Source organism: Nocardiopsis prasina DSM 43845, from assembly GCF_000341265.1.
In the GTDB taxonomy this organism is placed as follows: Bacteria; Actinomycetota; Actinomycetes; order Streptosporangiales; family Streptosporangiaceae; genus Nocardiopsis; species Nocardiopsis prasina.
In genome coordinates this window covers 60182-82139 of record NZ_ANAE01000133.1, presented here as the reverse complement: position 1 = coordinate 82139, position 21958 = coordinate 60182, and the positions used below count along the sequence as shown (strand labels likewise).

Annotated in this window: 16 protein-coding genes; 7 read left to right on the top strand and 9 right to left on the bottom strand. The window is 71.6% G+C overall.

Going from position 1 to position 21958, the window contains the following annotated elements; all coding sequences use genetic code 11:
- Positions 1–14: 14 nt before the first annotated feature.
- Both D452_RS0114550 and D452_RS0114545 read right to left on the bottom strand, forming a co-directional pair.
- Positions 15–1337, bottom strand: coding sequence for an HEXXH motif domain-containing protein (locus D452_RS0114550; protein ID WP_017544886.1), 1323 nt, complete (start codon positions 1335–1337; stop codon positions 15–17).
- A complete protein-coding gene (locus D452_RS0114545) occupies positions 1338–2507 on the bottom strand; it encodes an FxsB family cyclophane-forming radical SAM/SPASM peptide maturase (RefSeq protein ID WP_017544885.1) in 1170 nt (389 codons plus the stop codon).
- Positions 2508–3062: 555 nt separating this feature from the next.
- Between D452_RS0114545 and D452_RS0114540 the strand changes: the two genes are divergently transcribed.
- The 4 genes from D452_RS0114540 to D452_RS0114525 all read left to right on the top strand — a co-directional run bounded on the left by D452_RS0114540 (position 3063) and on the right by D452_RS0114525 (position 9087).
- Complete coding sequence (locus D452_RS0114540) at positions 3063–4361, top strand: hypothetical protein (RefSeq protein WP_017544884.1); 1299 nt, start codon at positions 3063–3065, stop codon at positions 4359–4361.
- Positions 4362–4957: 596 nt separating this feature from the next.
- Positions 4958–6553: a hypothetical protein gene (locus D452_RS0114535; RefSeq protein WP_017544883.1), complete on the top strand. Its 1596-nt coding sequence runs from the start codon at positions 4958–4960 to the stop codon at positions 6551–6553.
- Between the two features lie 180 nt (positions 6554–6733).
- Positions 6734–7471, top strand: coding sequence for an SDR family NAD(P)-dependent oxidoreductase (locus D452_RS0114530; RefSeq protein WP_017544882.1), 738 nt, complete (start codon positions 6734–6736; stop codon positions 7469–7471).
- 227 nt (positions 7472–7698) lie between these two features.
- Positions 7699–9087, top strand: a complete 1389-nt coding sequence (locus D452_RS0114525) for a hypothetical protein (protein WP_040693835.1) — start codon at positions 7699–7701, stop codon at positions 9085–9087.
- A gap of 6 nt (positions 9088–9093) precedes the next feature.
- On the opposite strand, the gene D452_RS0114520 is transcribed toward D452_RS0114525, so the two are convergent.
- Together D452_RS0114520 and D452_RS0114515 are read right to left on the bottom strand one after the other, a co-directional pair.
- Positions 9094–10578 (bottom strand): sodium/glutamate symporter, encoded by a 1485-nt coding sequence (locus D452_RS0114520; protein ID WP_017544880.1) that lies wholly within the window; start codon positions 10576–10578, stop codon positions 9094–9096.
- A gap of 402 nt (positions 10579–10980) precedes the next feature.
- A complete protein-coding gene (locus D452_RS0114515; RefSeq protein WP_193374237.1) occupies positions 10981–13074 on the bottom strand; it encodes a hypothetical protein in 2094 nt (697 codons plus the stop codon).
- 259 nt (positions 13075–13333) lie between these two features.
- On the opposite strand from D452_RS0114515, the gene D452_RS0114510 reads away from it, so the two are divergent.
- On the top strand, positions 13334–14668 hold the full coding sequence (locus D452_RS0114510) for a hypothetical protein (protein ID WP_017544878.1): 1335 nt from the start codon (positions 13334–13336) through the stop codon (positions 14666–14668).
- Between the two features lie 16 nt (positions 14669–14684).
- Here the strand turns inward: D452_RS0114510 and D452_RS28320 are convergent, their stop codons facing one another.
- Positions 14685–15938, bottom strand: coding sequence for a hypothetical protein (locus D452_RS28320; protein WP_017544877.1), 1254 nt, complete (start codon positions 15936–15938; stop codon positions 14685–14687).
- Positions 15939–16127: 189 nt separating this feature from the next.
- On the opposite strand from D452_RS28320, the gene D452_RS31710 reads away from it, so the two are divergent.
- Positions 16128–16256, top strand: coding sequence for a hypothetical protein (locus D452_RS31710; RefSeq protein WP_275040728.1), 129 nt, complete (start codon positions 16128–16130; stop codon positions 16254–16256).
- Positions 16257–16478: 222 nt separating this feature from the next.
- Here D452_RS31710 and D452_RS0114500 read toward each other — a convergent pair whose 3' ends face one another.
- Both D452_RS0114500 and D452_RS0114490 read right to left on the bottom strand, forming a co-directional pair.
- Positions 16479–16889, bottom strand: a complete 411-nt coding sequence (locus D452_RS0114500; protein WP_026129315.1) for a YchJ family protein — start codon at positions 16887–16889, stop codon at positions 16479–16481.
- A gap of 570 nt (positions 16890–17459) precedes the next feature.
- Positions 17460–18047: a histidine phosphatase family protein gene (locus D452_RS0114490; protein WP_017544874.1), complete on the bottom strand. Its 588-nt coding sequence runs from the start codon at positions 18045–18047 to the stop codon at positions 17460–17462.
- A gap of 202 nt (positions 18048–18249) precedes the next feature.
- Between D452_RS0114490 and D452_RS0114485 the strand changes: the two genes are divergently transcribed.
- On the top strand, positions 18250–18981 hold the full coding sequence (locus tag D452_RS0114485; protein WP_083927525.1) for a class I SAM-dependent methyltransferase: 732 nt from the start codon (positions 18250–18252) through the stop codon (positions 18979–18981).
- 82 nt (positions 18982–19063) lie between these two features.
- Here the strand turns inward: D452_RS0114485 and D452_RS0114480 are convergent, their stop codons facing one another.
- Positions 19064–20845, bottom strand: coding sequence for an ABC transporter ATP-binding protein (locus D452_RS0114480; RefSeq protein WP_017544872.1), 1782 nt, complete (start codon positions 20843–20845; stop codon positions 19064–19066).
- Between the two features lie 65 nt (positions 20846–20910).
- Positions 20911–21924 (bottom strand): ABC transporter permease, encoded by a 1014-nt coding sequence (locus tag D452_RS0114475; RefSeq protein ID WP_026129314.1) that lies wholly within the window; start codon positions 21922–21924, stop codon positions 20911–20913.
- Positions 21925–21958 lie beyond the last annotated feature (34 nt).

Below are 21958 nucleotides of genomic sequence, written 5' to 3'. Positions count from 1 at the left end.
CCCCCTGATCCAGGTCAGCCGTGGCGTGCGTGCCAGCGCTCCCGGTGGGAGCGGGCGGCGGCCTCGGCGGCCTCCTCCGCCGGGGCGGGGACCGGTTCGGCCAGCCACGCCCTCAGAGTGCGGTCGGTGGCGGCCAGGAACCGTTTGCCCTCGGCGGTGAGCCTGCCCGAGTCGGCCAGGGCCTCGGCCGCGTCCACCGTGGAGCGCCGCCAGTGCGCGAAGTCGGCGTGGGCTCGGGCAGCCTCGTCCCCGGTGACGGTGTGCCGGTGCCTGCGCCAGAACCCGGCGACCCCCAGATGGGCGTAGACCCCCTGGAACAACCCCGAGGCGGGACGAGGGTCCGGACGCCAGGGCGCGTAGAAGCGGCTGCCGTCCTCGGGCAGGGTGAGTTCCACCAGGTCGAGCAGGGCGGTGAGTTTGGCGTGCTGTACCTCGTGGGCGAAGGTGAGGGCCAGCAGGGTCGGTCCCGGCGGGGTGGACAGCCCCAGGTTGCCGAAGGCGTGCCGGGCGGTGGCGCTGGTGTGGGCGCGTCCGCCCGGCGCGGTGATGGGGGTCAGCGTGACCACGGTGTCGGCGGTCTCGGCGGCCACGGTCCAGTGGTGGTCCACCAGCAGCCGCCAGGACTCCGCCAGGTCGCGGCGCCAGTGGGCGAGTTCGGCGGCGCCGAGGCGGTGGGCGACCAGGTCGGCACCGGGCATGCGGTCGGGGTCCTGGTCGTCGAGAAGGAGCGTGAGCCGCTCTCCCCGGTGTTCGGCGACCAATCGGCGCAGGGCGTGCCAGCCGGGCGCGTCCTCGTGGGGGTCCTCGGGGACGGTGACCTCCGGTCCGTTCCCGGTACGCAGCACGGCCCGGCCCGCGGTGGTCTCGAACAGGGCGCGTCCCGTGCCGACCCTCCGGCTCTCCACCCCGACGAGGGCCCGGCCCAGCGACGGCAGCGGCGCCGTGGGGCCGTCCAGCGGAACCTCCAGGCGTGCGTCCATCCCGCCGCGCAGGGCGGCGACGGCCGCGATCGCCGCCAGTCCGGACACCCGGGGCCGTTCGGGGCGGTGCCCGGCCAGCGCGAGCGCGGTCCGTCGGGCCCACACTCCGACGGTGGGGTGGCGCAGTACGGTCGCGACCCGGTCGGGAGCGTGTTCCTGGGCTTCGGCAAGCAGGTCGTAGGCGTCCCGGGCACGGTCGGCGTCAGCGTGTCCGGCTCCCCGGGCAGCGTCCACGACGCGCCGCAGCAGCAGGAGGTGCTTGCCGAACTGGGCGGCGCGCAGGTGGGCGGTGGCCCCGGCTCCGCCGCCGCCACGCGACAGCGCCTCGAACACCGGTTCCGGAACCGGATCTGACATTCAGAGCCCTTTCCTGATGCGGGCCACGTCCGCGGCCACGGTCTGGTGGATGTGGGTGATGAGGTGGAACAGGTCCGCGCAGTACACGGAGGGGTTGAGGAAGCCGCTTCCCTCTCGGTAGCGGTGCGGGTAGAGGCCGCCGCCGCAGACCCGGGAGAGCGGGCAGTCGGTGCAGGTGGCGCTGAGGGCGCGGGCGCCGATCTGGCGAGCGGCCACGGCGGGCAGGTAGAGGGCTTCGTCGAAGGTGTGGGTGAAGGTGTGCAGGGGCGTGCTCGCCGCCCCCTCGAAGGCCGACTTGAGGCTGTCGACCTGTTCGATCCCTCCGTCGGTCTCCACCACCACGAGGGCTGCCGGGGAGAGTCCCACGCTCTCCGTGCGTGAGGGGCTGCCCAGGACGAGGCGGATGATCTCGTTGAACATGCGGATGTTGGTCTCGCGCTCGGCGGAGTGGTACCAGCGGTCGAACACGGAGACCAGCCACGCGCCGTAGCGCGGCTCGGTGGACGACCAGCCGGGCGGCGGCTCGTCCCAGTTGCCGTGCGGCAGGAGGAAGTCGACGCTGGGCGGGTCGTACTCCAGCAGGTGCTCGAAGGTGGTGACCGGGTCCGACTCGAGGTCGACGGTGGAGAGCAGGCCCGCCAGCAGGCGGCCGTCGCGCTCGTTGAGCCGTTCGATGCCCGCGCGCACCTCGGCGTGGGTTCCCCGACCGTTGGCGCGGGTGCGGTGGCGGTCGTGGTCGGCCTCGGCCCCGTCGATGCTCACGCCCACGCGGATGCCGAGTTCCTCGAACAGGTCGAGGAAGTGGGAGTCGATCAGGACACCGTTGGTCTGCATCCGCAGCGCGACGTGCACGTCGGGCTCGCAGGCCTTGCGCAGGGACTGGACGGTGTGTCGCAGGTGGTCGAGTCCGACCAGGAGCGGCTCCCCGCCGTGGAGGACGACGTCCACCCGCTCTCGGCCGTGGGCCCGCGCGTGTTCGGCGATGCGTTCGGCGACCCGGTCCACGGTGGGCCGGGCCATGCGGCGGGGTTGTGATCGCCAGCTCTGGTCGGCCATCTCGTACATGTAGCAGTAGTCGCAGGCCAGATTGCAGCGGCTGTGGATCTTGAGGATGAACTCGCGAAAGGGCGTGGGCCGCCACCCCCGTCCGAGGAGCTCTTCGACATCCATGCCGTCGGGCCATTCGGGGCGTCTTTCCGGGTCGGTACTCCGTGCCACGCGGGCGACCTCCTGGGATGACGTAAAGTGCGAAATCCAGTTGGATTATCGCATTTGTCTTTCTATGTACTCCCCACAGGTATCCACAAACCTCGTGCGCGGACAGCCCACCCCCACCCCGCGGTGCGGACACCCTGACCCGGGGCCCCTCACCCGAGGTCGGTCACCGCCATCCGCCTCCGGCGATTCTTCCCGACTCACGGCCCCCAAACATCACAGCCTCTGAGAAAATGACCGATTCCGGCCATCGAAACGCTGATTAGCCATTACCTGAGAGAGCACGGCGAAACCAGTCGATACACTCACTGATCACGATTTCGTCGCTTTTACTCCGCATTTCTCCCCCACTTCACCGCTCCCCCATGAACCCCAGGGAAAAACGCACCCATTCACCGGCCGGACACGGAGGCCAAGGGGGCCGGTTTTCGACGTTTTCCCATACGAGAACACCTGCCGGGGTTAACCTAGTGCGGTTCGGCCATCCGCCTAACGTTCGGTGACTACATCATGACTGAGCGAATCCTGCCCGCCATCTCCGCCTGCCTCGACTGGGCCGACGAAACCGACCCCCCGCCCGTCCTCGAGGAGGACGACCTGGCCCTCCTCCTCAGCGCCCACCGCGACACCGGGGCGCACGAACCCGGCGACTGGACCGTGGACGACGTCCACGACGTCGCCACCATCCTGCGGCACAGGGAAACCCTGCCCGAGAGCCTCCGGGACAGCTGGCTGTCCTGGTGTGACCATCTGGTCTCCTCCGGGGGGCTGCTGTCGGTGGAGAGCCCGCGCCGTCTGCGGGCCACCATCGAGCGGATCGGACTGACACCCGGCCTCACCCCGCGCACCGTTCGCGACCCGATGGACGACGCCGCCTCACCCCTGCTGGCGCGACTGGGCTGCGTGGAGGACGAGGACCCCACTCCGCTGCTGCCCTACGTGCCCGCTCCGCTGGCCGAGCTGGACGCCCGGGCCGCCGCCTGCCCGACCCTGCACCGGGCCGCCCTCCTGGCCGCCTGGGTGGCGCCCAGGAGACTGCTGCGCCCCGGCACCGACCACGACGAACTCGGCGTGGAGGAGACCGCCCGGGCCGCCAGCGACCTGGACACCACCCCGGCCGAGATCCGCTTCCTGTTCTCCGTGGCCCGCTCGGCGGCGCTGGTGCGCACCACCTACCTCCACGTCCTGCCCGGCCCGGCGGCGGGCGCCTGGGCCGAGGACCGTCCCGGGGCCGCCGCCAACGCCTGGGCGGACGCCCTGACCACCATGGCCGCACTTCCCGGACCCGCGCCGTTCCTGCTGCTGGCCGAACTCTTCCTGTCCGGTCGGGCGCGCACCCCGGCCGAGCTGGTCGACTCCTGCGGCCCCGGCGCCCTCCCCGGTTCCGAGGAGCCCGAACAGCACGTCCTACGGGCGCTCAAGGTCCTGGCCGACCTCGACGCCGTGGAGAGGGTCGGCCCGGAGCGGTACCGGACCTCCGACCTGGGCGACCACTGCGCCGCCCGGCACCTGGGCGAGTCCGGCGTCGAGGTGCCGGTCGTCGCGCCCGTGGCCGATCTCGACGCGCAGGGGTTCCTTGACCTGGTGGAGGGGGTCCGCCCGGTGGACGTGGAGGTCCTGTTGGACCGCTGGCTCGCGGGCCGTGCGCCGAAGGAGGCCGCGCGGGCACTGGTGGACGCCGGGCTGCCGCCGGTCGACGACGACCCCGAGTCGTTCGTCCGCACCGTGTCCGCCCACCCCTGGGCCGACAGCGTGTTGGCCCGCATCAGGGCCTGCCCGCTGAGGGACACAGCGGCCCAGGCCCGGTAGGGGCCTCTCCGACCGTCAACCGCCGGCTCCAGGGGCTCTCTGACCGCGCGGGCTCGCAATGTCAGCCCCTGTGGGGTGGGCACGGGCCGGCAGGTCGACCACGGGGGCGGAGACGGTCGCTTTCGGGCAGGCCAACCATGGAGGGGCAGGTCAAGGGCGCCGCGCCCGGTTCATCGCCGTCCGGGTGCGCAGCACCGGACGAGAAGCCGCTCCGCCCCGGTCACCGGGACCTCGCTCCGGATCTGCCACCGGGGCATCCGAGCACCCGAAGAGGGTGCGTACAAGGGATGCACATCCAACGACCCATAACGCTCCAGGACCGGTACGCGGTCGCCGACGGTGTCCGTTCGGGAGGGGTTCAACGCGAAGAGACGGGGCGTTCCGCCCTTCAGCGATGCGGGCTTTCCGACGGGTTTGCCCGGCGCCCCCCGGAGGTTCATCCGGTCCTCTCCGAACCCGGCGAACGTGGGTTGTCCACAGGCCCTCAGCAGAAGAACGCGAATTCTCCGATGATGGACACGTGGCCGCGTCACCTTCGGTGGTGCGAGGGACGCGGCCGCCCCCGCCCCCGCCCCCGGGAGACAAGCGAGGACGCCATGACCGTTTCCCCCTCCGTCACCGACGCTGTCCGTTCCTGCCTCGACTGGGCCCGCGAGACCCGCCCGGCCCGTTGTGTCGACCCGCGATTCCTCACCCGGCTCCTCACCGTCCACGGCCACGTCCGATCCGATCCGACCGACTGGGACCGCGACGACGTCACCCGGGTCGTGCTCACCCTGTCCGCCGGGGGCTCGCTCCCCGAGGACTTCCGCGCGACCTGGCTGACCTGGTGCGACCACCTCGTGGCCAGGGAGCTGCTCGGCCCCGAGGAGAGTCCCCGGGCCCTGCGCGCGGCGGTGGAGGAGGCCCTCCCCCTCCCCCGTGATCAGGTCCCCTGGTCAGAGACCCCGGACGGCGCCCCGTGGTGGGGGCGCCTGTGGGAGCCGGAGGACCTCCCCCGAGTGCACCTGGCTCCCGCCGAGAGCTCGGCGCCCGCGGCTCGCGCCTGCCCCGTCCTGAAGGGGGCACTGCGTCTGACCGCGTGGGCGGGGGCGGGCCTGCCCTTGGCTGAGGGGGTTGAGGAGGAGATCCTCACGGACCACACCGTGGACGAGGCCTCGGCGCATCTGGGGCTCCCCCGCGAGCGGGTGGCGCGGCTGTTCGAGGTCGCCCTGCGCGCCGGGTTCCTGCGGACCACCTACACCGAGGTCCGTCCGGGCGCGGCGGCAAGGGACTGGGACGACGACGCCGGGATCGTCCTCTCCTGGGTCCGTGCTCTGCCCGCGATGGTGGCGGAGCACGGCACGCTCGGGCTGCGTGTGCTCGGGGAGCTGTTCACCTCGGGCGGCGTGTGGACCATCCCCGATCTGGTGGAGGCCCTCCACCCGTGGCCCGCCCGGGCGGCTCCGGCGCCCTCGGTCCCGGCGCCGAGGGGATCGGCGTCGTCCCGGAACGAGCCGCTCCCGGCTCCGGAGGACCGGGTCGCGGCCGCGGTGGCGACACTGGTCCACGTGGGCGCGGTGGAGCCCCTCCCCGACGCCGGACTGCGGATCACACCCCTGGGTGACCAGGGCATGGCTCACCGGTGGCGGCGTTGGGGGGTCTCCCTGCCCGGTTACCCGCCGACCGCGGTCATGACCGCTCGGGAACTGCTGCTCCAGCTCTGGGAGGGGCGTCCGGTGGACGCGCGGGTTCTGGGACGCACCTGGCTGACCGAGCGGGGCGTCCGAACCGGTGCCCGCGAGCTGCTGGAGGTCTGCGCAGAACTCGCCGCCTGGCGCCAGCGGCTGGACGTCTTCCGGCTCCTCGACGGCACGGACGACGGGTTGTGCGGGGTGTTCGAGGACTACCGCGACCACCCCGTGCTGGGCGGTTGGATCGCGCACGCCCGCAACGACCCCGGCCGCGTGCGGCTGGAGCAGCTCGTGGTGGTCATGTTGGACACCTACGCGCTGCGGGTGGAGCTGGGCGCGCCGCTGCCCGCCGACGCCCAGGTCTGGCGCGACCCGGAGACCGTCACGAGGCTGATGTGGGGCTCCGGTCACCCGGCAGCGGACGGCGTGCTGACCGCGATCGCCCTGGGGGCGCTGGGCCCGGACGCGGCGAGGGCCGCCCGCCGCGCCCGGTTCGGCACCGTGGGGGTGGGCCGCTGAACTCCTCGGTACGCGGCAGCTCCTCGACGTGCGCTCCCCTGCCCGCCGATACCGAGCGGCCGTCGGCCGCTGGCCGGTCCTTGAGGGCACGGAGCACCCGCCCCTCCTGGGGCGGGGCGGTGGTCTCCCGCCCCGGGACGGTAGCCTCGGGTCGCCGTACCACCGTCGAAGGGTCGCTCCATGAGTCGCAACGTCCTGGTCACCGGTGCTGCCAGGGGAATCGGAAGGGCGGTGGCGACCGCCTTCGCGGAGGGCGGTGACAGGGTCGCCGTGCACTACGGCTCGCGGCGCGAGGAGGCGGAGGCCACCCTCGCGGGGTTGCCCGGGGAGGGTCACGTGCTGGTCGGGGCCGACCTGCGTGATCCCGAGGCCGCGGCGGCGTTGGTCGAGGAAGTGGTCGCACTCCTGGGCGGTGTGGACGTGCTGGTCAACAACGCCGCGGTGAACGTCGCGCACCCGGTCGCCGACTCCTCGTACGAGGAGTGGCGGCGGGCCTGGCGAACGACCGTCGACGTCAACGTCTTCGGGGCGGCGGACCTCTCCTACCTGGTCGCACGGCACATGATCGGCCGGGGCCACGGCGGGCACATCGTCAACGTCGGCTCGCGTGGTGCCTTCAAGGGCGAGCCGGACCACCCCGCCTACGGCGCCAGCAAGGCCGCGCTGCACGCGCTCGGCCAGTCGCTGGCGGTGGCCCTGGCCCCGCACGACATCACGGTGGCGTCGGTGGCGCCCGGGTTCGTGGAGACCGAGCGCGTCTCCGCCCGGCTCACGGACGGGGTCCGGGCGCAGAGTCCCTTCGGCCGGGTGGCCGCGCCGGAGGAGATCGCCTCGGCCGTGCGCTACCTCGCCTCCCCTGGTGCGGCCTGGTCCTCGGGCGCGGTTCTGGACGTCAACGGCGCCTCCCACCTGCGCTGAGCCCGCGAATCCACACTGCTGCTTCCAGGATTCCAGGGCAGGCAATCCCGGACAGACCGTTAACGGAACCCCAAGCCGGGTTTTTCCGCCGACCTTCCCGGTTTGTCCCCCACCCGAAAGCCCCTTTCGACTGCGTTCTCCCCACGATGTCCTCGAAAACGGTCCACGGCCCCCGCTCCCGCTGTAAAAGTGAGAGAAACTCAGAGCGAGGAGAAGCCGGGGCACAGATGTCATCCCACCATCCGGAAGCGCCGTCCCACCGCAGATTCGCGGCCCGTCCGGTGTCCCTCCTCCCCACCGAGGCACTCGCCCGCAGGGCCCTGTCCAGCCGTCTCCTGCGCGCCGCCGTCGACCTCGCTCGCTGGTGCGGCCCGGTCACCCCCGTGGACGTGGACGGCATGCCGGACCCGCACGACGTGCGCGCGGCCATCGAGAGGTTCGGGCTGTGGCCGAGCGGCCTCGGTCGCGACCGGGAACGACGCGAGGCCTGGGCCGAGGGGATCACCTGCGTGTCCCAGGCCGAGGAGTTCACAGTCGCCTGGCGCACCGCCCAGCACCTGGGCATGATCGAGTGCGAAACCGGTCAGGCCCGCCCCGCGCCGGAGCTGGAGCGTTGGCTCGGCTCCCCCGGCAGGGTGCTGCGGTGGTGGACCCTCGCCTTCCACTCGTGCGTCGAGCAATCCCTGCGCGGTATCGCCAAGCTCGAACCCCACACCACTCTGGCGCGCCTGTACGAGTCGCCCAACGGGGCGCACGTGCCCCTGCGCCTGGTCACCCAGGAGATCCTGCCCGCCCGCGAGGCCCACTACCTTCCGGCCCGCTGCCCCGCCTGGAACACCGTCCTGCTGACCCAGGCGCTGTGGCAGCTCAGCGACACCGGAGCAATCTCCCTCGGCTGGCACGGCCCCCACCCCGAGGACGCCCACACCCCCCGCGCGGCCCCGACCTGGGTGGAACTCACCGACCTCGGCCGGTTCGGCATCCGGCAGATCATCCTGGCCGAGGAACGACCCGCGCCCCTGACCGAGGAGTTCATCCGGCTCGACGCGGACGAGTTCCTGGACGCCCTGGCCGACTTCTCCTTCGACGGCCAGCTCGTCGCCCTCACGGCGTGGCTGGACGCGCGCACCCCCGAACAGGCGCTGCGGGAGATCGTCACCGTCTCCTCCGGCCCCGGGCTGGCCCTGCGCCGGTGGAACGCCACCATGGCGCTCGGCACCATCAGTTCCCGGGTGGAACCGCAGCTGTACGCCCTGCTCCGCAGTGGGGACCCGACTCTGGCGAGTCTGGCGTCGGTGGTCCTGTTGGCCTCGCGCATGCTCTCGGAGCACGAGCGGGCCAGGCTGACCGCCGAGTTCGGTCACTGGACCGCCATCGACATGTTCGCCGCCGCCACCTGCCTCGGTGAGACGGGACTGAAGTCGTTCCTGGTCTCCGAGGCGGCCGAGGGCATCGACCGGGTCCTGCTGGACGATGTCGCCCGGCTCTGGCGGCTCGAGCACCCGGACACGCGCTCCGTCCTGCGCATGCTCGGACAACACCACCCCGACCCGTCGATCGCGGCCCGGGCACGGGCAGCCTCGGCCCACGCCCCAGCCCGCGTCGAGGGCTCCTGAACGGTCCTACGCGACCGGAACCTGCTCCTGGCCCTGCTCCGCCCGCTGCTCCTCCTTGCGACGCCTGCGCCGGAGCACCACCAGACCGAAGAAGAGCGAGGCGACCATCGTCGCGGCCATGATGGCCAGGAAGCCCCACGGTCCGACCAGCGGGCTGACGATCAGCGGGATCGCGGCAGCGGTGACCAGACCACCGCCGAAGAACGGCTCGAACACCAGCTGCTTGTACCCGAACGCCGGGTAGGCGGGAGTCCTCACCTCGGGGTCGACCACGCGCATGAGCACCATGCCGGTGGCGGTGACCCCCAGGGACTGGCCGAACTCCCCGATGCCGCGCTCGAACCAGTAGTTCGGCATGATCCTCGGCGCGAGGAACAGGAAGGCGAACAGGCACCAGAGGATGCCCGCGATGGACAGCACCGCGAACGCGGCGATGTTGTCGGCGATGGCCTGGAGCGACAGGGTCGCCATCGCGGCGATGACCAGCACGTCCAGCGACAGGCCCTGGATGCGCTCCACCGACTGCTCGTCGACGATGTCGTTGCGGTCGAAGCGGTCGATGAACAGCTGCACGATGATGCCGCCGATCATCGCCAGCGGGAACAGCGGCACGTAGGCCATGATCTCGATGGTGTCGGCCCACACGACCTGCTCGACCCACTGGAGGGCGGACAGGATGAGCTGACCGATGATCACCGCGAGGGCCACCAGGCCGAAGTGCAGGGTCAGCGGGTCCATGGACGACGGGTGGATCGTCATCATGGAACCGGGGGTGCGCTTCTCGCGCTCGACCAGACCGGCCTGCTCGCGGTCGGAGCCCTTGTTGTCGGAGCTGATCACGCTCGTCTTTCCCCGGCGGGCGCCCCAGTTGATCAGGATGATGCCGATGACGACCCCGGAGAGCAGACCGATGGTGGCCATGCCCAGTGCCAGGTCCTGGCCCTCGGCCCAGCCCACCTGCTCGAAGGTGTCCCCCAGGCCGGCTGCGGTGCCGTGCCCGCCGAGGAAGCCGATCTCGATGAGCGCGCCCGAGATCACGGGGACGCCGAAGAACGGCGCCAGCACCAGCAGGGCGAGCAGCAGACCGATGACGTACTGGCCGCTGGCCACGGTGATGCCGAAGGACAGGTTGGGCCCGGCCAGGTCGATCGCCTCACGCATCTTCGGCATGCGTTTGCCCAGGAAGAGGCTGGCGAAGACCACCGAGATGAGGAGCCCGGGCAGCGAGGCCCACACGGACATGATGTCCACACCGAAGAGCCCGCCCTCCGCGGCGCGCTCGGCGAACCCCTCCGCGATGCCCCGGTCGGCCAGCAGTCCCATGGCCCGACCGAAGAGGTCGGGGCCGAGGAGCAGCGCGATACCGCCGCCGATGATCGAGCTCGGCAGGTACAACTTCTGTGTCAGCTTCCACCGGACGCGGACGAGCTTGGAGATCAGAAGCAGCACCCCCAGAAGGAGGAGCGCCAGACCAACGGTGTTAGGGGACATGTCTACCTCTCAGTACGGTCCCGTGGACGTGCGGGGGCACAACAGACGTGCCCCAGAGCGCACGGAACCCGTAAGAGGGCGCACGGACGCACGGAGGCTGCGGCTGGGTGGTGGAACGCGAACGAAAGTGACCCGAGTTACGCGAACGCACAGGGAATCCTACACAGGGTCACGAAAGCTCCGGCACGCCCTCGGACCGGCCGGAACATCACGGTTACCCACGAGTAGACCGAGCTCGCGAAACACTCCATTCCCGACAGGAAAGAGGGAAAAGGCGAGAAACGCCGTGGTTGGCGCGTTCACGCACAGTCAACACCTCGTCCACCCCCGCGAGGCCGCCCGGCGCTACCCGATACACCCGGATCCACACACCGTGACCATCAGCGATCTCGGTGAGGATGATCATGCTCCCTCCGTGCCGTCCGCGCCCCCTCCGAACCACCCCGGGGCGAAGAGTTCCCGGGCCGCCTCGCGCAACTCCCGGTGACGGGCCTCCCCAGGCCCGACCAGACCACACCCGGCCTCCGCACGGCCGCTTCCCGTTCGCGTCACTCCGGACCCACCACCGTCCCGGGCTCCCCGATCCCGCCGACGGGATCGCCCGCCTTCGGTCCCGGCCTCCTTCACACGGCTCCCGATCCCGGGCTCCGGACCAGGGTCACCCGCCCGCCGGGGCTGCCGCCCCTCGGAACCCCCGCTCCACCGCGTCCGTCCGGTCTCCCCGCGCCCGTCCTCCGTCCGCTCCTCCGCGAGGCCTCTCCCGGCCGCCGGCCCCCCATCGGCACCGCCCTCCGGCGACCGCCGCGAACCGGCCGGGCGCTCGTCGTCCGCTGGAGCCGGGCCCAGCCCACAACGGACCCCCGCCACCGTTTCCGGGCTCCCGTGCGGCCAGGCCTCCCACCGGCACCGGCAGCGCCGGGACAGCGCCCGGCCGACCTCGGTGGTCGCACCACCGAAGACCGCCCCCAGCAGTTCCGCCTCCCTCAGCGCCCGCAGTACACGGCCCACGGTGTCGGGTTCGGCCTCCACCGACGGCTGGTACCAGGTGACCGCCGAGACCAGCCACCGCGCCCCCGTGCGCGGCTCTCGACCCTCAGCTCGTTCGGCCAGCAACCGCTGACCCACCACCCCGGTGCTGGTCCCCCAAGGCAGGTCGTTGAGCGCGCAGGCCAGGGCCCAGCGCGTCCGGGCCCGGCCGGACCGCCCTCTGGAGGGGGACCCGCCCTCCGGTGCCGGCCACCAGAGCGCGGCGTCCTCCGTTCCCGCCCAGGCCTCGGCCAGCGCAGCGAGCCTGGTCTCCGTGTCGAGGTCTCTCCACGCCGCGGACTGCTCGGACGGCACCACCCGGCCGAGGCGGACGGTGAGGAGCCCCAGGACCGCACCGGCCTCCAGCCAGACCCGGGCCAGGTCCTCGTCGCCGTCGGCCACCCGGGCGAGCCGCCGCCGCTCCTGCTTCATGAGCAGGCCGTCCACACGCAGCCTCGGGGGGCGCTCGGCGACCGCCTCCAGGAGCCGGACGTCCGCCCCGGCCAGGGCGGTCAGCGCCGCGCGCGAGCCCTCGGCCACGTCGGCGCCCCCGCCCGGCGTCATCCGGTCCACCGGGACCCCCACCACCGCCTGCGGCGCGGGGTCGAACGGCCACGGGTGGGCACCGCGAACCGCCAACGCCACCTCCCTCGGCATGACGAGTCCGTCACCGGGGTGTTCCGGGGGCAGCAGCAGACCGTGTTCGAACATCCAGTCCAGGTCGGAGTCCCCGGTGCCGTCCGCCGGAACGCTGAACGGCTCTCCGGCTCCCCTGGTGAGGAAGGTCCGCGCCTCGGTCCCGAGGAACGCGTGGCCGAGCAGCAGGTGGGCGACATCGTGCCGCGCGGCGTGGCACAGCTCCACGACGCGTTCGGGTGCGCCCAGAACCTCCTCGATCCCGTCCGTCAGGGTGGCGCGTTCCCGGGTGGGGTCCAGTCCCAGGGTCAGGGCGACCCTGCGCACCCCGGCCAGGTCGAGCCGGCCCAGACCCTCCCGGACCGTGGGCGGGACGTGAGGCAGGCCGAACTGCTCGATGGCGTCGTCAGGAAGGTGGTAGCCGTTCCGCCCGTCCGGCCACATCAGCGCCAGGTCCACGAGGTCCGCGACGGTGGACTCCGCCCGGACCCGCGCCAGCCCGGGACGGTCGGCGTCCAGTCTCGCCAACAGCGTCTCGTGCTCCACCGGCCCGGGCACCCTCTCCCACGGAGTCCCCTGGTCAGCCCTCGCCTCACGGAGGCGTTCCCGGTCCTCCACCGCTCCGACCGCCGCGTAGAGCACCTGGTGGTGGGCGAGGGTCAGCCGTTCGAAGGCCCCCGGGCGGTAGGCCAGGATCGGCAGCAGGTGCAGCAGGGTCGGGGGTGTGGCCCGCGCGTACCGGACCACCCCCTCCGTCAGGGTGGTGAGGAGGACGGCGACCCGTTCTGCGGTCATCGATCGGACATGTGACTCCAGCGCGGTGCGACGGTCCATTCCACCAGCCTAGACACGACCCGTCCCCGACATCGGACCCGAACCGCGTTCTGTGGACAACCACCTCCCGGGTTCGTACCGATCTGCGCGAACCGGCCCGCCACCCGGTGCGGGGGCGGTACAAGAGGGGTTCACGAAGACCTGCGGAGCACTCCCCCCGTACCGAGTCCGCAGACGAACACCCGAAGAGAAACCGGGAGCGGACATGCCCTCTCATGACCCGTCGAACCCGGAGCACCCACCCCTCGCCGCAAGGCCCGTGTCACTGCTCCCCGCCGACGCCCTCGCCCGGATGGCGCTGGACTCCCCACTGCTGTGCGACGCCCTCAGCCTGGCCCGCTGGAGCGCCCCGGCCACCCCGGTCACTCGGCACGGGGTGCCCGGCATCGACGACGCCCGGACCGCCATCACCCGGTTCGCGCTCTGGCCGCCCGACCTCCCCTGTCTCGTCACGGAGCGCGCCACCTGGCTGGGCGGGCTCCACTCGGTGGCCGATGTCGCCCACTTCGTCGTCCCCTGGTCGGCAGCCCTGCGCCTGGGCCTGGTGGAGATCGACGACGCCCACGCCCGCCCCGCACCGGGACTCGAACACCGGGTGCGCGACCCCGCGCAGGTCCTGGGCTGGTGGTTCCGGGAGTTCGAGCACACCATCGAGCACGCCCGGGGCGAACTCACCCGATCGGACCCGCCCACCCCCGGTACCACCGGCCCCGACCTGCTCCCCGGGGTACTGCGCCACCTGTACGAGGCCCCTGACGGTTCCCGCCCTGACCTGGACACCCTGGCGCGTGAGGCGCTGCTCTCCCCGACGCCTCCCGTGACCAGCGCCACCGACCTGCTCCTGCACGTCCTGTGGCAGCTCTCCGACACCGGGGCGGTCGCCCTGGACCACCGCCCCACCCACGCCACGGGGCCGGACGGTCACGGCCACTGCACCGTCGAACTCACCGCTCTGGGCCGTTACGGGGTCCGCCAGCTCCTGCTGGAGGTGGGCATCCACGCTCCGCTGGTGGACACCCTCGCCGAGGCCCGCGCCGCGCGCTTCCTGGACGCGCTGTCGGTGCTGCCCGTCGAGGAACGCCTCGCCGAGGCCGGTCCCTGGTTGGACCGGCGCGGCCCCGCCGAGGCACTGCGGCAGATCAGCGCGGTCGTCCACGGGCCCGGTGTGGCCCTGCGCCGCTGGGTGGGCACCCAGGTACTCAACACCACGAGTTCCGAACTGGAGCCCGAACTGCGCTCCCTGCTGCACTCACCGCGCCCCGCCGTGGCCAGCATGGCGGCGGTCGTCCTGCTCTCCTCGGGGATGCTCACCCAGCGGGGCATCGACCGGGTCCTGGGTGAGCACGGACCGTGGGTGGTGATCGACATGATCGCAGCGGCGATGACCCCCGACAACGCGGACCTGCCGGAGTTCCTGTCCGCCGAGGGCACCCCGGACGTCGAGCGGACCGTGTTGGAGGACCCCGATCCGGTCCGTTTGCGAGCGCACCCGGACACCCTCCCCGTCCTGGACGCCCTGTCCCGCCACCACCCCGATCCGGACACCGCCTCCCGAGCGGGCGAGCTGGCCCGGCGGCTGCGCGAACGGCGCTGACCACCGGGCCCGCACCTCAGCCCTGTCGCACCAGGGAGTCGACGAGGGAGGCGAACTCGTCGTCCGAGGTGTGCAGGGTGACCGACCTGGTCTCGTGGTCGAGGGTCATCCCGACCGGTCGCAGGTCGAGCGGCTCCCCCTGCGCGCGGTCCCGTGACCCCGGGTGCCACCAGTACAGCTGCGGGCTGATCGGCTTCTCGGCGTCGTCGGCGAACCGCTGGGCAAGCTGGCCCAGGTGGTCCATCCCCGCGATCGGGTGTCCCTGACCGAGCGGGTGGGCGAGGATCACCTGCGGTACGGGGAAGGCCACGAGGACTCCGTACGGGGCCTCCCCCACGAACCGGTCCAGCGCGTGCGCGTGGGCCCCGACGTACGGGTGCTGGGCACCCAGGTGAACGATCCTCGCCCCGCTGAGCTCGTGTTCGCTCGCCTCCACCGGCTCCTCCAGCGCGCTGGCGACGGCCTCGGTGAAGACCTCGGCGTCGGGGCGTCCGGACTGCTCGTGGGTCACCCGCGACACCGGCTGGAGTGACTCGGGGCTGTCGATGACCACCGTCTGCCACAGGCCGGGGGCGATCTCCCGCGCCAGGAGTTGTTCCACTACGCCCTCGGGGAAGGCGCTGGCGGGGTAGAGCCGGACCCGCAACCGCCCGGAGGCGGGAGTGCTGACCGCCTGGTTGTTCCTGGTGGCCTGGGCGAACTGTTCGAGGGCCGCGTGGGCGAACGCGCAGGCGTGCTGGTTGACCTGCTCGGGGGTGGCGCCCTCCACCCCGGAGCGGAAGGAGCCGATGTCCGTGCTGATGCTCGGGCCGTCGGGGAGCTGGACGACCAGGGTGTTGACTCCCTGGAAGGAGGCCTGCGCGCCGACCTCGTGGAAGGCGTCGCGGAGCGCGGACACCACCACGGCGCCGTCGGAGGTCAGGGCGGACAGGATGCCCTGTTCGCGCGCGCTGTCCACCAGGTGGTTCGCCACGCTCGCGGCGATCTCGGACCTGGCCCCGGCTGAGCTGACGGCCGCTCGTTCGAAGGTCTCCCGCAGGTCGCTGTCCGGGAGTGCGCCGATCCCGGGCACGTTCAGGCTCGTACTGGTGGGAGGTGCGTACTCCGCGCTCAGGCCGGCCTTCCGGCAGGCGGCGACCAGGTCCGCACCGAAGTCCGCGTACAGCCGGTCGAGCTCCTCCGGCCGGGTGCGCTCCAGCTGACCGGCCCACCACTGCGGGAGCGTGTCCCCGCCCCGGGGGTAGCGGCGCAGCTCCTGGAGGTAGGCCACAGGCGCGACGTCCTCGGGGAGACCGGGTTCGGTGTCGTAGTTGTACTCGGCGCGGAACCTCCCGGGGCCTCGAGCGAGACCGTCACGGACAGCCAGGTGCCCTTGCCGGCCTCGTGGAAGAGGTCCTTCAGAGCCAGGGCGCCCTGCGTGGCCTCCGGGGGCGGGGGGAACCCGTGGACCGCGCCGTCGGTGCTCGCCGCGACCACGTCCTCGTGGGAGAAGCCCCCCACCCGCCAGAACCTGTACGTGACGTTCTGCCAGTTCTCCGGCATGATCGCGGCCAGGCTGGCGGCGATGGACTCCAGTGTCTCGCCCTGACGCACCGGGTCGGGGATGCCGGTGGTCTCGGGGATGTGGGACGACATGTCAGGCTCCGGTCGGTCGGGGGGTGTTCACGGTTCCTTCCTACCGTGTCGCACCGACGGTCCGTGTCCGCCCGAACACGGGGACCGGCCGCCCGCGCCCACACCGTGCCCGGGTGACCCGCGCGGGTCGCCGGTGCCTCCGACGCCCCTGTTCGTGACGGTCCGGCGTCTGGCCCTACAGGGCGTCGAGGTAGACCCAGGCGCCGTCGTGGCGCAGGAATCGGCTGTGCTCGTGCACCCGCCCCGCCTGGCCGCCCTCCCGGTAGTGGGCACGGAACTCGACGGTGCCCTCGTTGTGGAAGGGGGTCCCCTGACCGGTACCGAGGATCTCCAGTTCGACCCATTCGGTGGCCGGGTCCAGTTCGACCCCGGCCGGGCGTGTGTCCGGGTGCCATGAGCGGAGGAGGTAGGCCTCGTCGCCGACGGCGAAGGCGCTGTACCGCGAGCGCATGAGGTCCTCCGCGGTGGCGGCCTTCGCGGAGCCGTCGTGCAGCCTCCCACAGCACTGGCCGTACGCCCGGGTCCTGCCGCAGGGACAGGGCTGGTCTGCGGACTGGGGCGGCTGGAGGCGTGGGCGCTTCGACATCCCTCCATTGTGACGGCCGCCCACCACCGGTGGGTCCCGTCCGGTGCGTGGACCCGTTGTGTCGTACCGCGACGCCACGGTCACGGGGATGCGACGAGATCCCCTTGAACAGCGGTCCCTGGACGCGGTCCTACGCGACACCGGTCGTGCCCGAAGAGGCGACGGTCCTGGACCGGGCCCTGCCCTGGGCGGGGAGACCGGTCAGCCTGCGGCATGGTTCCCGCTGGGCTGTCCCTGGGAGGGCTCGTTCCCGGAGGCAGGGCGCGTATGGCCGTGGAGGCCCGGCGTCTGCGGGTGGAGCGGACGTCCGTGCCGGGAGAGGGAGCCGACACGGACGGCCGACCGGTCTACTGACCGGGGCGGTTGGGGTGGCGTGGGTCAGGGGGCGGGAGCGAGCGGGGAGGTGGCCCGTCATCGGGAGCGGGGCGTGGACGAGGGATCGGGAGTACGTTTCCTGTTCGCGCTTCGATGTCCATCCACGGGGACCGTACCCAGAACACCGGCGGGCACAAAACACGAAATCGCCTTTTCCTCGCGACCACGCCTTTTTCGATGACTCATTCCCCAGGACTACCAGGAACGGTTCCAGGAGGTCAGGACGGGACGCCCGTGTTCCGTTCCGAGAGTACTGACCGAACCCGTGTCGAGACGGAACAGAGCCCCTCCCGAAGGCGGCAGCCCGAGCCTTCTGGCGGTCAGGACGCGCAGGAGGTGGCTGTGTGCCACCAGGACGACGTCGCCCGATTCCAGCGCCGGGGCGAGGTGGTCGAGCACCCGGTCGGCTCTCGCGCCCACCTGTTGCGGGCCCTCACCTGGAAACCCCTTCGCCCCCGGCGGCACCCCGTCCGTCCACAGGTTCCAGTCGGGCGTGTTCCGGTGGATCTCGGCAGTGGTGATCCCCTCGTAGGCGCCGTAGTCCCACTCCACGAGATCGGGATGGGTTTCGGCGCCTTCGAGACCGGCGAATTCGGCGGTACGCACCGCCCGGTCCAGCGGGCTGGTGAGCACGAGCGCGAACTCCCGGTCCTCCAGCATCGGGCGCACCGCCCCCGCCTGTCGCTCGCCCTCCTCGGTCAGGGGAAGATCGGTGCGGCCGGTGTGCCGGCCCACCCGGCTCCACTCGGTCTGCCCGTGCCTGACCAACACCAGTTCGCCCATCCCGGCTTCCTTCCCGGGACACGGTCAGCCCATTCTCCCGCGTTCGAAAAGCCTCCGAAAGGATCATCTCCGAAATAGCAATGCGAATCCGCACAAAAAACGACTGCCCTCTCCGAAAAGGACCTCCACCCGGCACGGGGATAGGATTCGAGGCGATTCACCAGCACGAACGCGGAACCCACCCCCGGGAGGAAGAAGAGAAATGCCCACCGTTGATTGGAATCGCCGGACCTGGGGAGGTACGCACACCTGGGAGCGGAGCGGTGACGAATGGGCCCATATGGCCGCCTACTGCGGTCAGCCCTACGAGGAGTGGAAGGCCGGGCTGGTCGCGGAGCTGCTCGCCCCAGGGGCTGCCCGGGGCACCTCCCTGGAGATCGGTCCGGGACACGGCCGCTGGACCGAGCACCTGCTGGAGCTCTCCCCCCGGGTCTGGATCGTGGACGTCAACGAGAGCTGTCTGGACCGCTGCCTTGAGCGGTTCGAGGGCCGCCACGGCCTCGACGTCCACCACACCCCCGGGTACTCGATGGACCCGGTCCCCGACGCGTCGATCTCGTTCGTCTGGTCCTTCGACGTCTTCGTTCACCTGGACCCGGACGTGATCTCCGGATACCTCGGCGAGGTCGCGCGCGTGCTGGAACCGGGGGCGACCGCGGTGATCCACCACGCGGGCAAGCCCGACTGGTCGCTGCGCCTGGCACCGGTGAACCGGCGCGCGGGCCGCCCCGGGAGGATCGCCCAGCGGTGGCTGAGCCAGCGCCGGTGGCGCGATGACGGCAACCGCTCCGACGTCTCCCCCGAGGCCTTCGCGGGCTGGGTCCGGGAGGCGGGACTGGAGGTCACCGGGCAGCGAACCTCCTGGGGCCCCGAGGGCCAGTACACCGTCGACAAGTACCGCGACTGCGTCACCGAACTCCGCAAGCCCGTGTAGGCGCACCCGCCCCGGGGAACGAACACGGGGCCCCGGCCACTGTCCTCCAGTGGCCGGGGCCCCGTCACAGTCGTCCCAGGGACTAGGCGGCGTCAGCGGCGCGCTTGGCGACGCGCTCAGCGCGCAGGTCACGGGCCTCGTCCGGGTCCAGGACGGGGGCGGCGGTGAGCAGCTGCCTGGTGTAGTCGCTCTGCGGGTTCTCGTAGACCGAGTCGCTGTCACCCATCTCCACGATCTCGCCCTTGCGCATGACCGCGACGCGGTCGCTGACCTGGCGCACCACGGCCAGGTCGTGGGCGACGAAGATGTAGGTGAGGCCGAAGTCGTCCTGGAGCTCCGAGAGCAGGCGCAGCACCTGGTCCTGGGTGGACACGTCCAGGGCCGAGACCGGCTCGTCGCAGATGATGAGCTTGGGCTTGAGGATCAGCGCTCGGGCGATGGCGATGCGCTGGCGCTGGCCTCCGGAGAACGCGTGCGGGAACCGGTTGTAGTGGTTGGGCTCCAGACCCACCCGCTCCAACAGCTCCTGCACCTGCGAACGGATCTTCTTCCCGTCCCGCTCACCCTGGACCCGCAGGGCCGTCCCGATGCTCTCGCCGATGGTCAGACGCGGGTTCAGCGAGGAGTAGGGGTTCTGGAACACCATCTGCACGTCGCGGCGGAGCGGACGCAGCCCCCGCTCGGGCATGTGCGTGATGTCGCGGCCCTCGAACTCCACCGTGCCCTCGGTGGGCTCCAGCAGCCGCATGACCATCCGGGAGAGCGTGCTCTTGCCCGACCCGGACTCACCCACGACGCCCAGGGTCTCGCCCTTGAACAGGTCGAAACTGACGCCCTTGACCGCCCAGAAGTCGGTCGCCCTGCCCCACGTACCACCACGCACCCTGAAGCGCTGGGCCACGTCCCGGACCCGCAGCAGCGGCTCGTCCTCGGTGGAGGCGGGCGTGAAGGCCTCGAAGTCACCCGGCTTGGTGACGGTGCCCTCGCGCTTCTCCCGCTCGACGCGGTCGGCACGGTCCTGCGCACGGCGCTCGGCCCGCGACATCTCCACGCGCGGCACGGCGGCCAGCAGCGCCTGCGTGTAGGGGTGCTCGGGCGAGGACAGCACCGTGCGCACGTCGCCGCGCTCCACGGCCTGGCCGTGTCGCATGACCACGACCTCGTCCACGGAACCGGCGACCACGGCGAGGTCGTGGGAGACCAGGATCAGCGCCATGTTGAGCTCGCGGCGCAGCTCGTCGAGCAGGTCGAGGATGCGCGCCTGCACGGTGACGTCCAGGGCGGTGGTGGGCTCGTCGGCCAGCAGCACCTTGGGATCGCACATCAGACCCATGGCGATGACCACGCGCTGACGCATGCCGCCGGAGAACTCGTGCGGGTAGGAGTTGATCCGCTTGGCGGGCTCGGGGATACCGACCCTGTCAAGCGCCTCCACCGCGCGCTTCCTGGCGGCGGCCTTGCCGGCCTTGGGGTGGTGCACCAGGTAGGCCTCGACCAGCTGGTTGCCGATCGTGTACTGCGGGTGCAGCGACTGCATCGGGTCCTGGAAGACCATCGCGATGTCGTTGCCCCGCATGGACCGCAGCTTCCTGTCGCTCGCGGTCACCACGTCCTGGCCGGCCACCTCGATCGACCCGGTGATCTCGGCGCGGCTGCCCCGGTGCAGACCCATCAGGGCCAGCGAGGTCACGCTCTTGCCGGAACCCGACTCACCCACGATGCCCAGCGCGCCACCGGCGGGCACCTCGAAGGACAGGCCCTTCACCGCGTGGACGTCGCCGTCCATCGTCGGGAAGGTCACCCGCAGGTCATCCACGCGCACGACTGCGTCAGGGGCAGCCGATGCCGGTCCGGTCGAGGCCATGTCACATTTCCTTCAGTAGAGCTGGTCTGGTTCAGCGCTCGGCGCTGGGGCGTGTGCGGCGCGCCCTACCTGGCGATGCGCACCCGGGGGTCGACGACCGGGTACAGGAGGTCGACGATCAGGTTGCAGACGACGATGAACACCGCGCCCAGGAGCGTGACGCCCAGGACGACGGGCAGGTCCTTGGACACGATCGAGGTGATCGCGTAGGCACCCACGCCGTTGAGGGAGAACACCGTCTCGGTGAGGATCGCGCCACCCAGGACCATGCCGATGTCCAGACCCAGGATGGTGACGATGGGGGTCAGGGTGGGGCGCAGGGCGTGCTTGAAGATCACCTTGCGCTCGCTCAGACCCTTGGCCCGTGCGGTGCGGATGTAGTCCTCGTTGAGGGTCTCCAGCATGCCCGCGCGGGTCTGGCGTGCGTACTGGGCGGCGTGCAGGAACGCCAGCGTCACCCAGGGAAGGAACATGACCTGGAACCAGGCCACCGGGTTCTCGGTGAACGGCACGTAGCGCGACACCGGGAACAGGCCCCACTCGTGGACCAGGAAGGCCAGGGCGAGCAGACCGGTGAAGTAGATGGGCAGGGAGACGCCGATGAGGGCGACGCCCATGGCCAGGCGGTCGAAAATGCTGCCCTTCTTGACAGCGGAGAGCACGCCGACGGCCACACCGCCGATGACCCAGATCACCGCGGCACCGAGGCCGAGGGACAGGGTGACGGGGAGGCGGTCGAGGAGCTGCGGCAGCACCGGGGAGTTCGTGGTGAAGGAGTACCCGAGGCACGGGGCCGCGCACTGGACCGTCTCACGGCCGAAGGTGAACTCCTGGCCGAGCAGCAGCGTACGGATGAAGTCGTAGAACTGGACCGCGACGGGCTGGTCGAGGCCAAGGCGCTCCACGGTGGCGTCGAGCGCCTCCGGGGTGGGCGCCTTGCCCACGTACATCGCCGCCATGCCGTGCGGGGTGACGCCCGCCCACCTGGGCAGGACGTAGAAGATCCAGAAGGTCACCGCCGTGACGACGGCGAGAAGCAAGAGACCCGCACCAAGGCGGCGGAGAACATAATTCAGCATCGCGGTCGGCGGCGGGACACCCGGGGGATCGCCT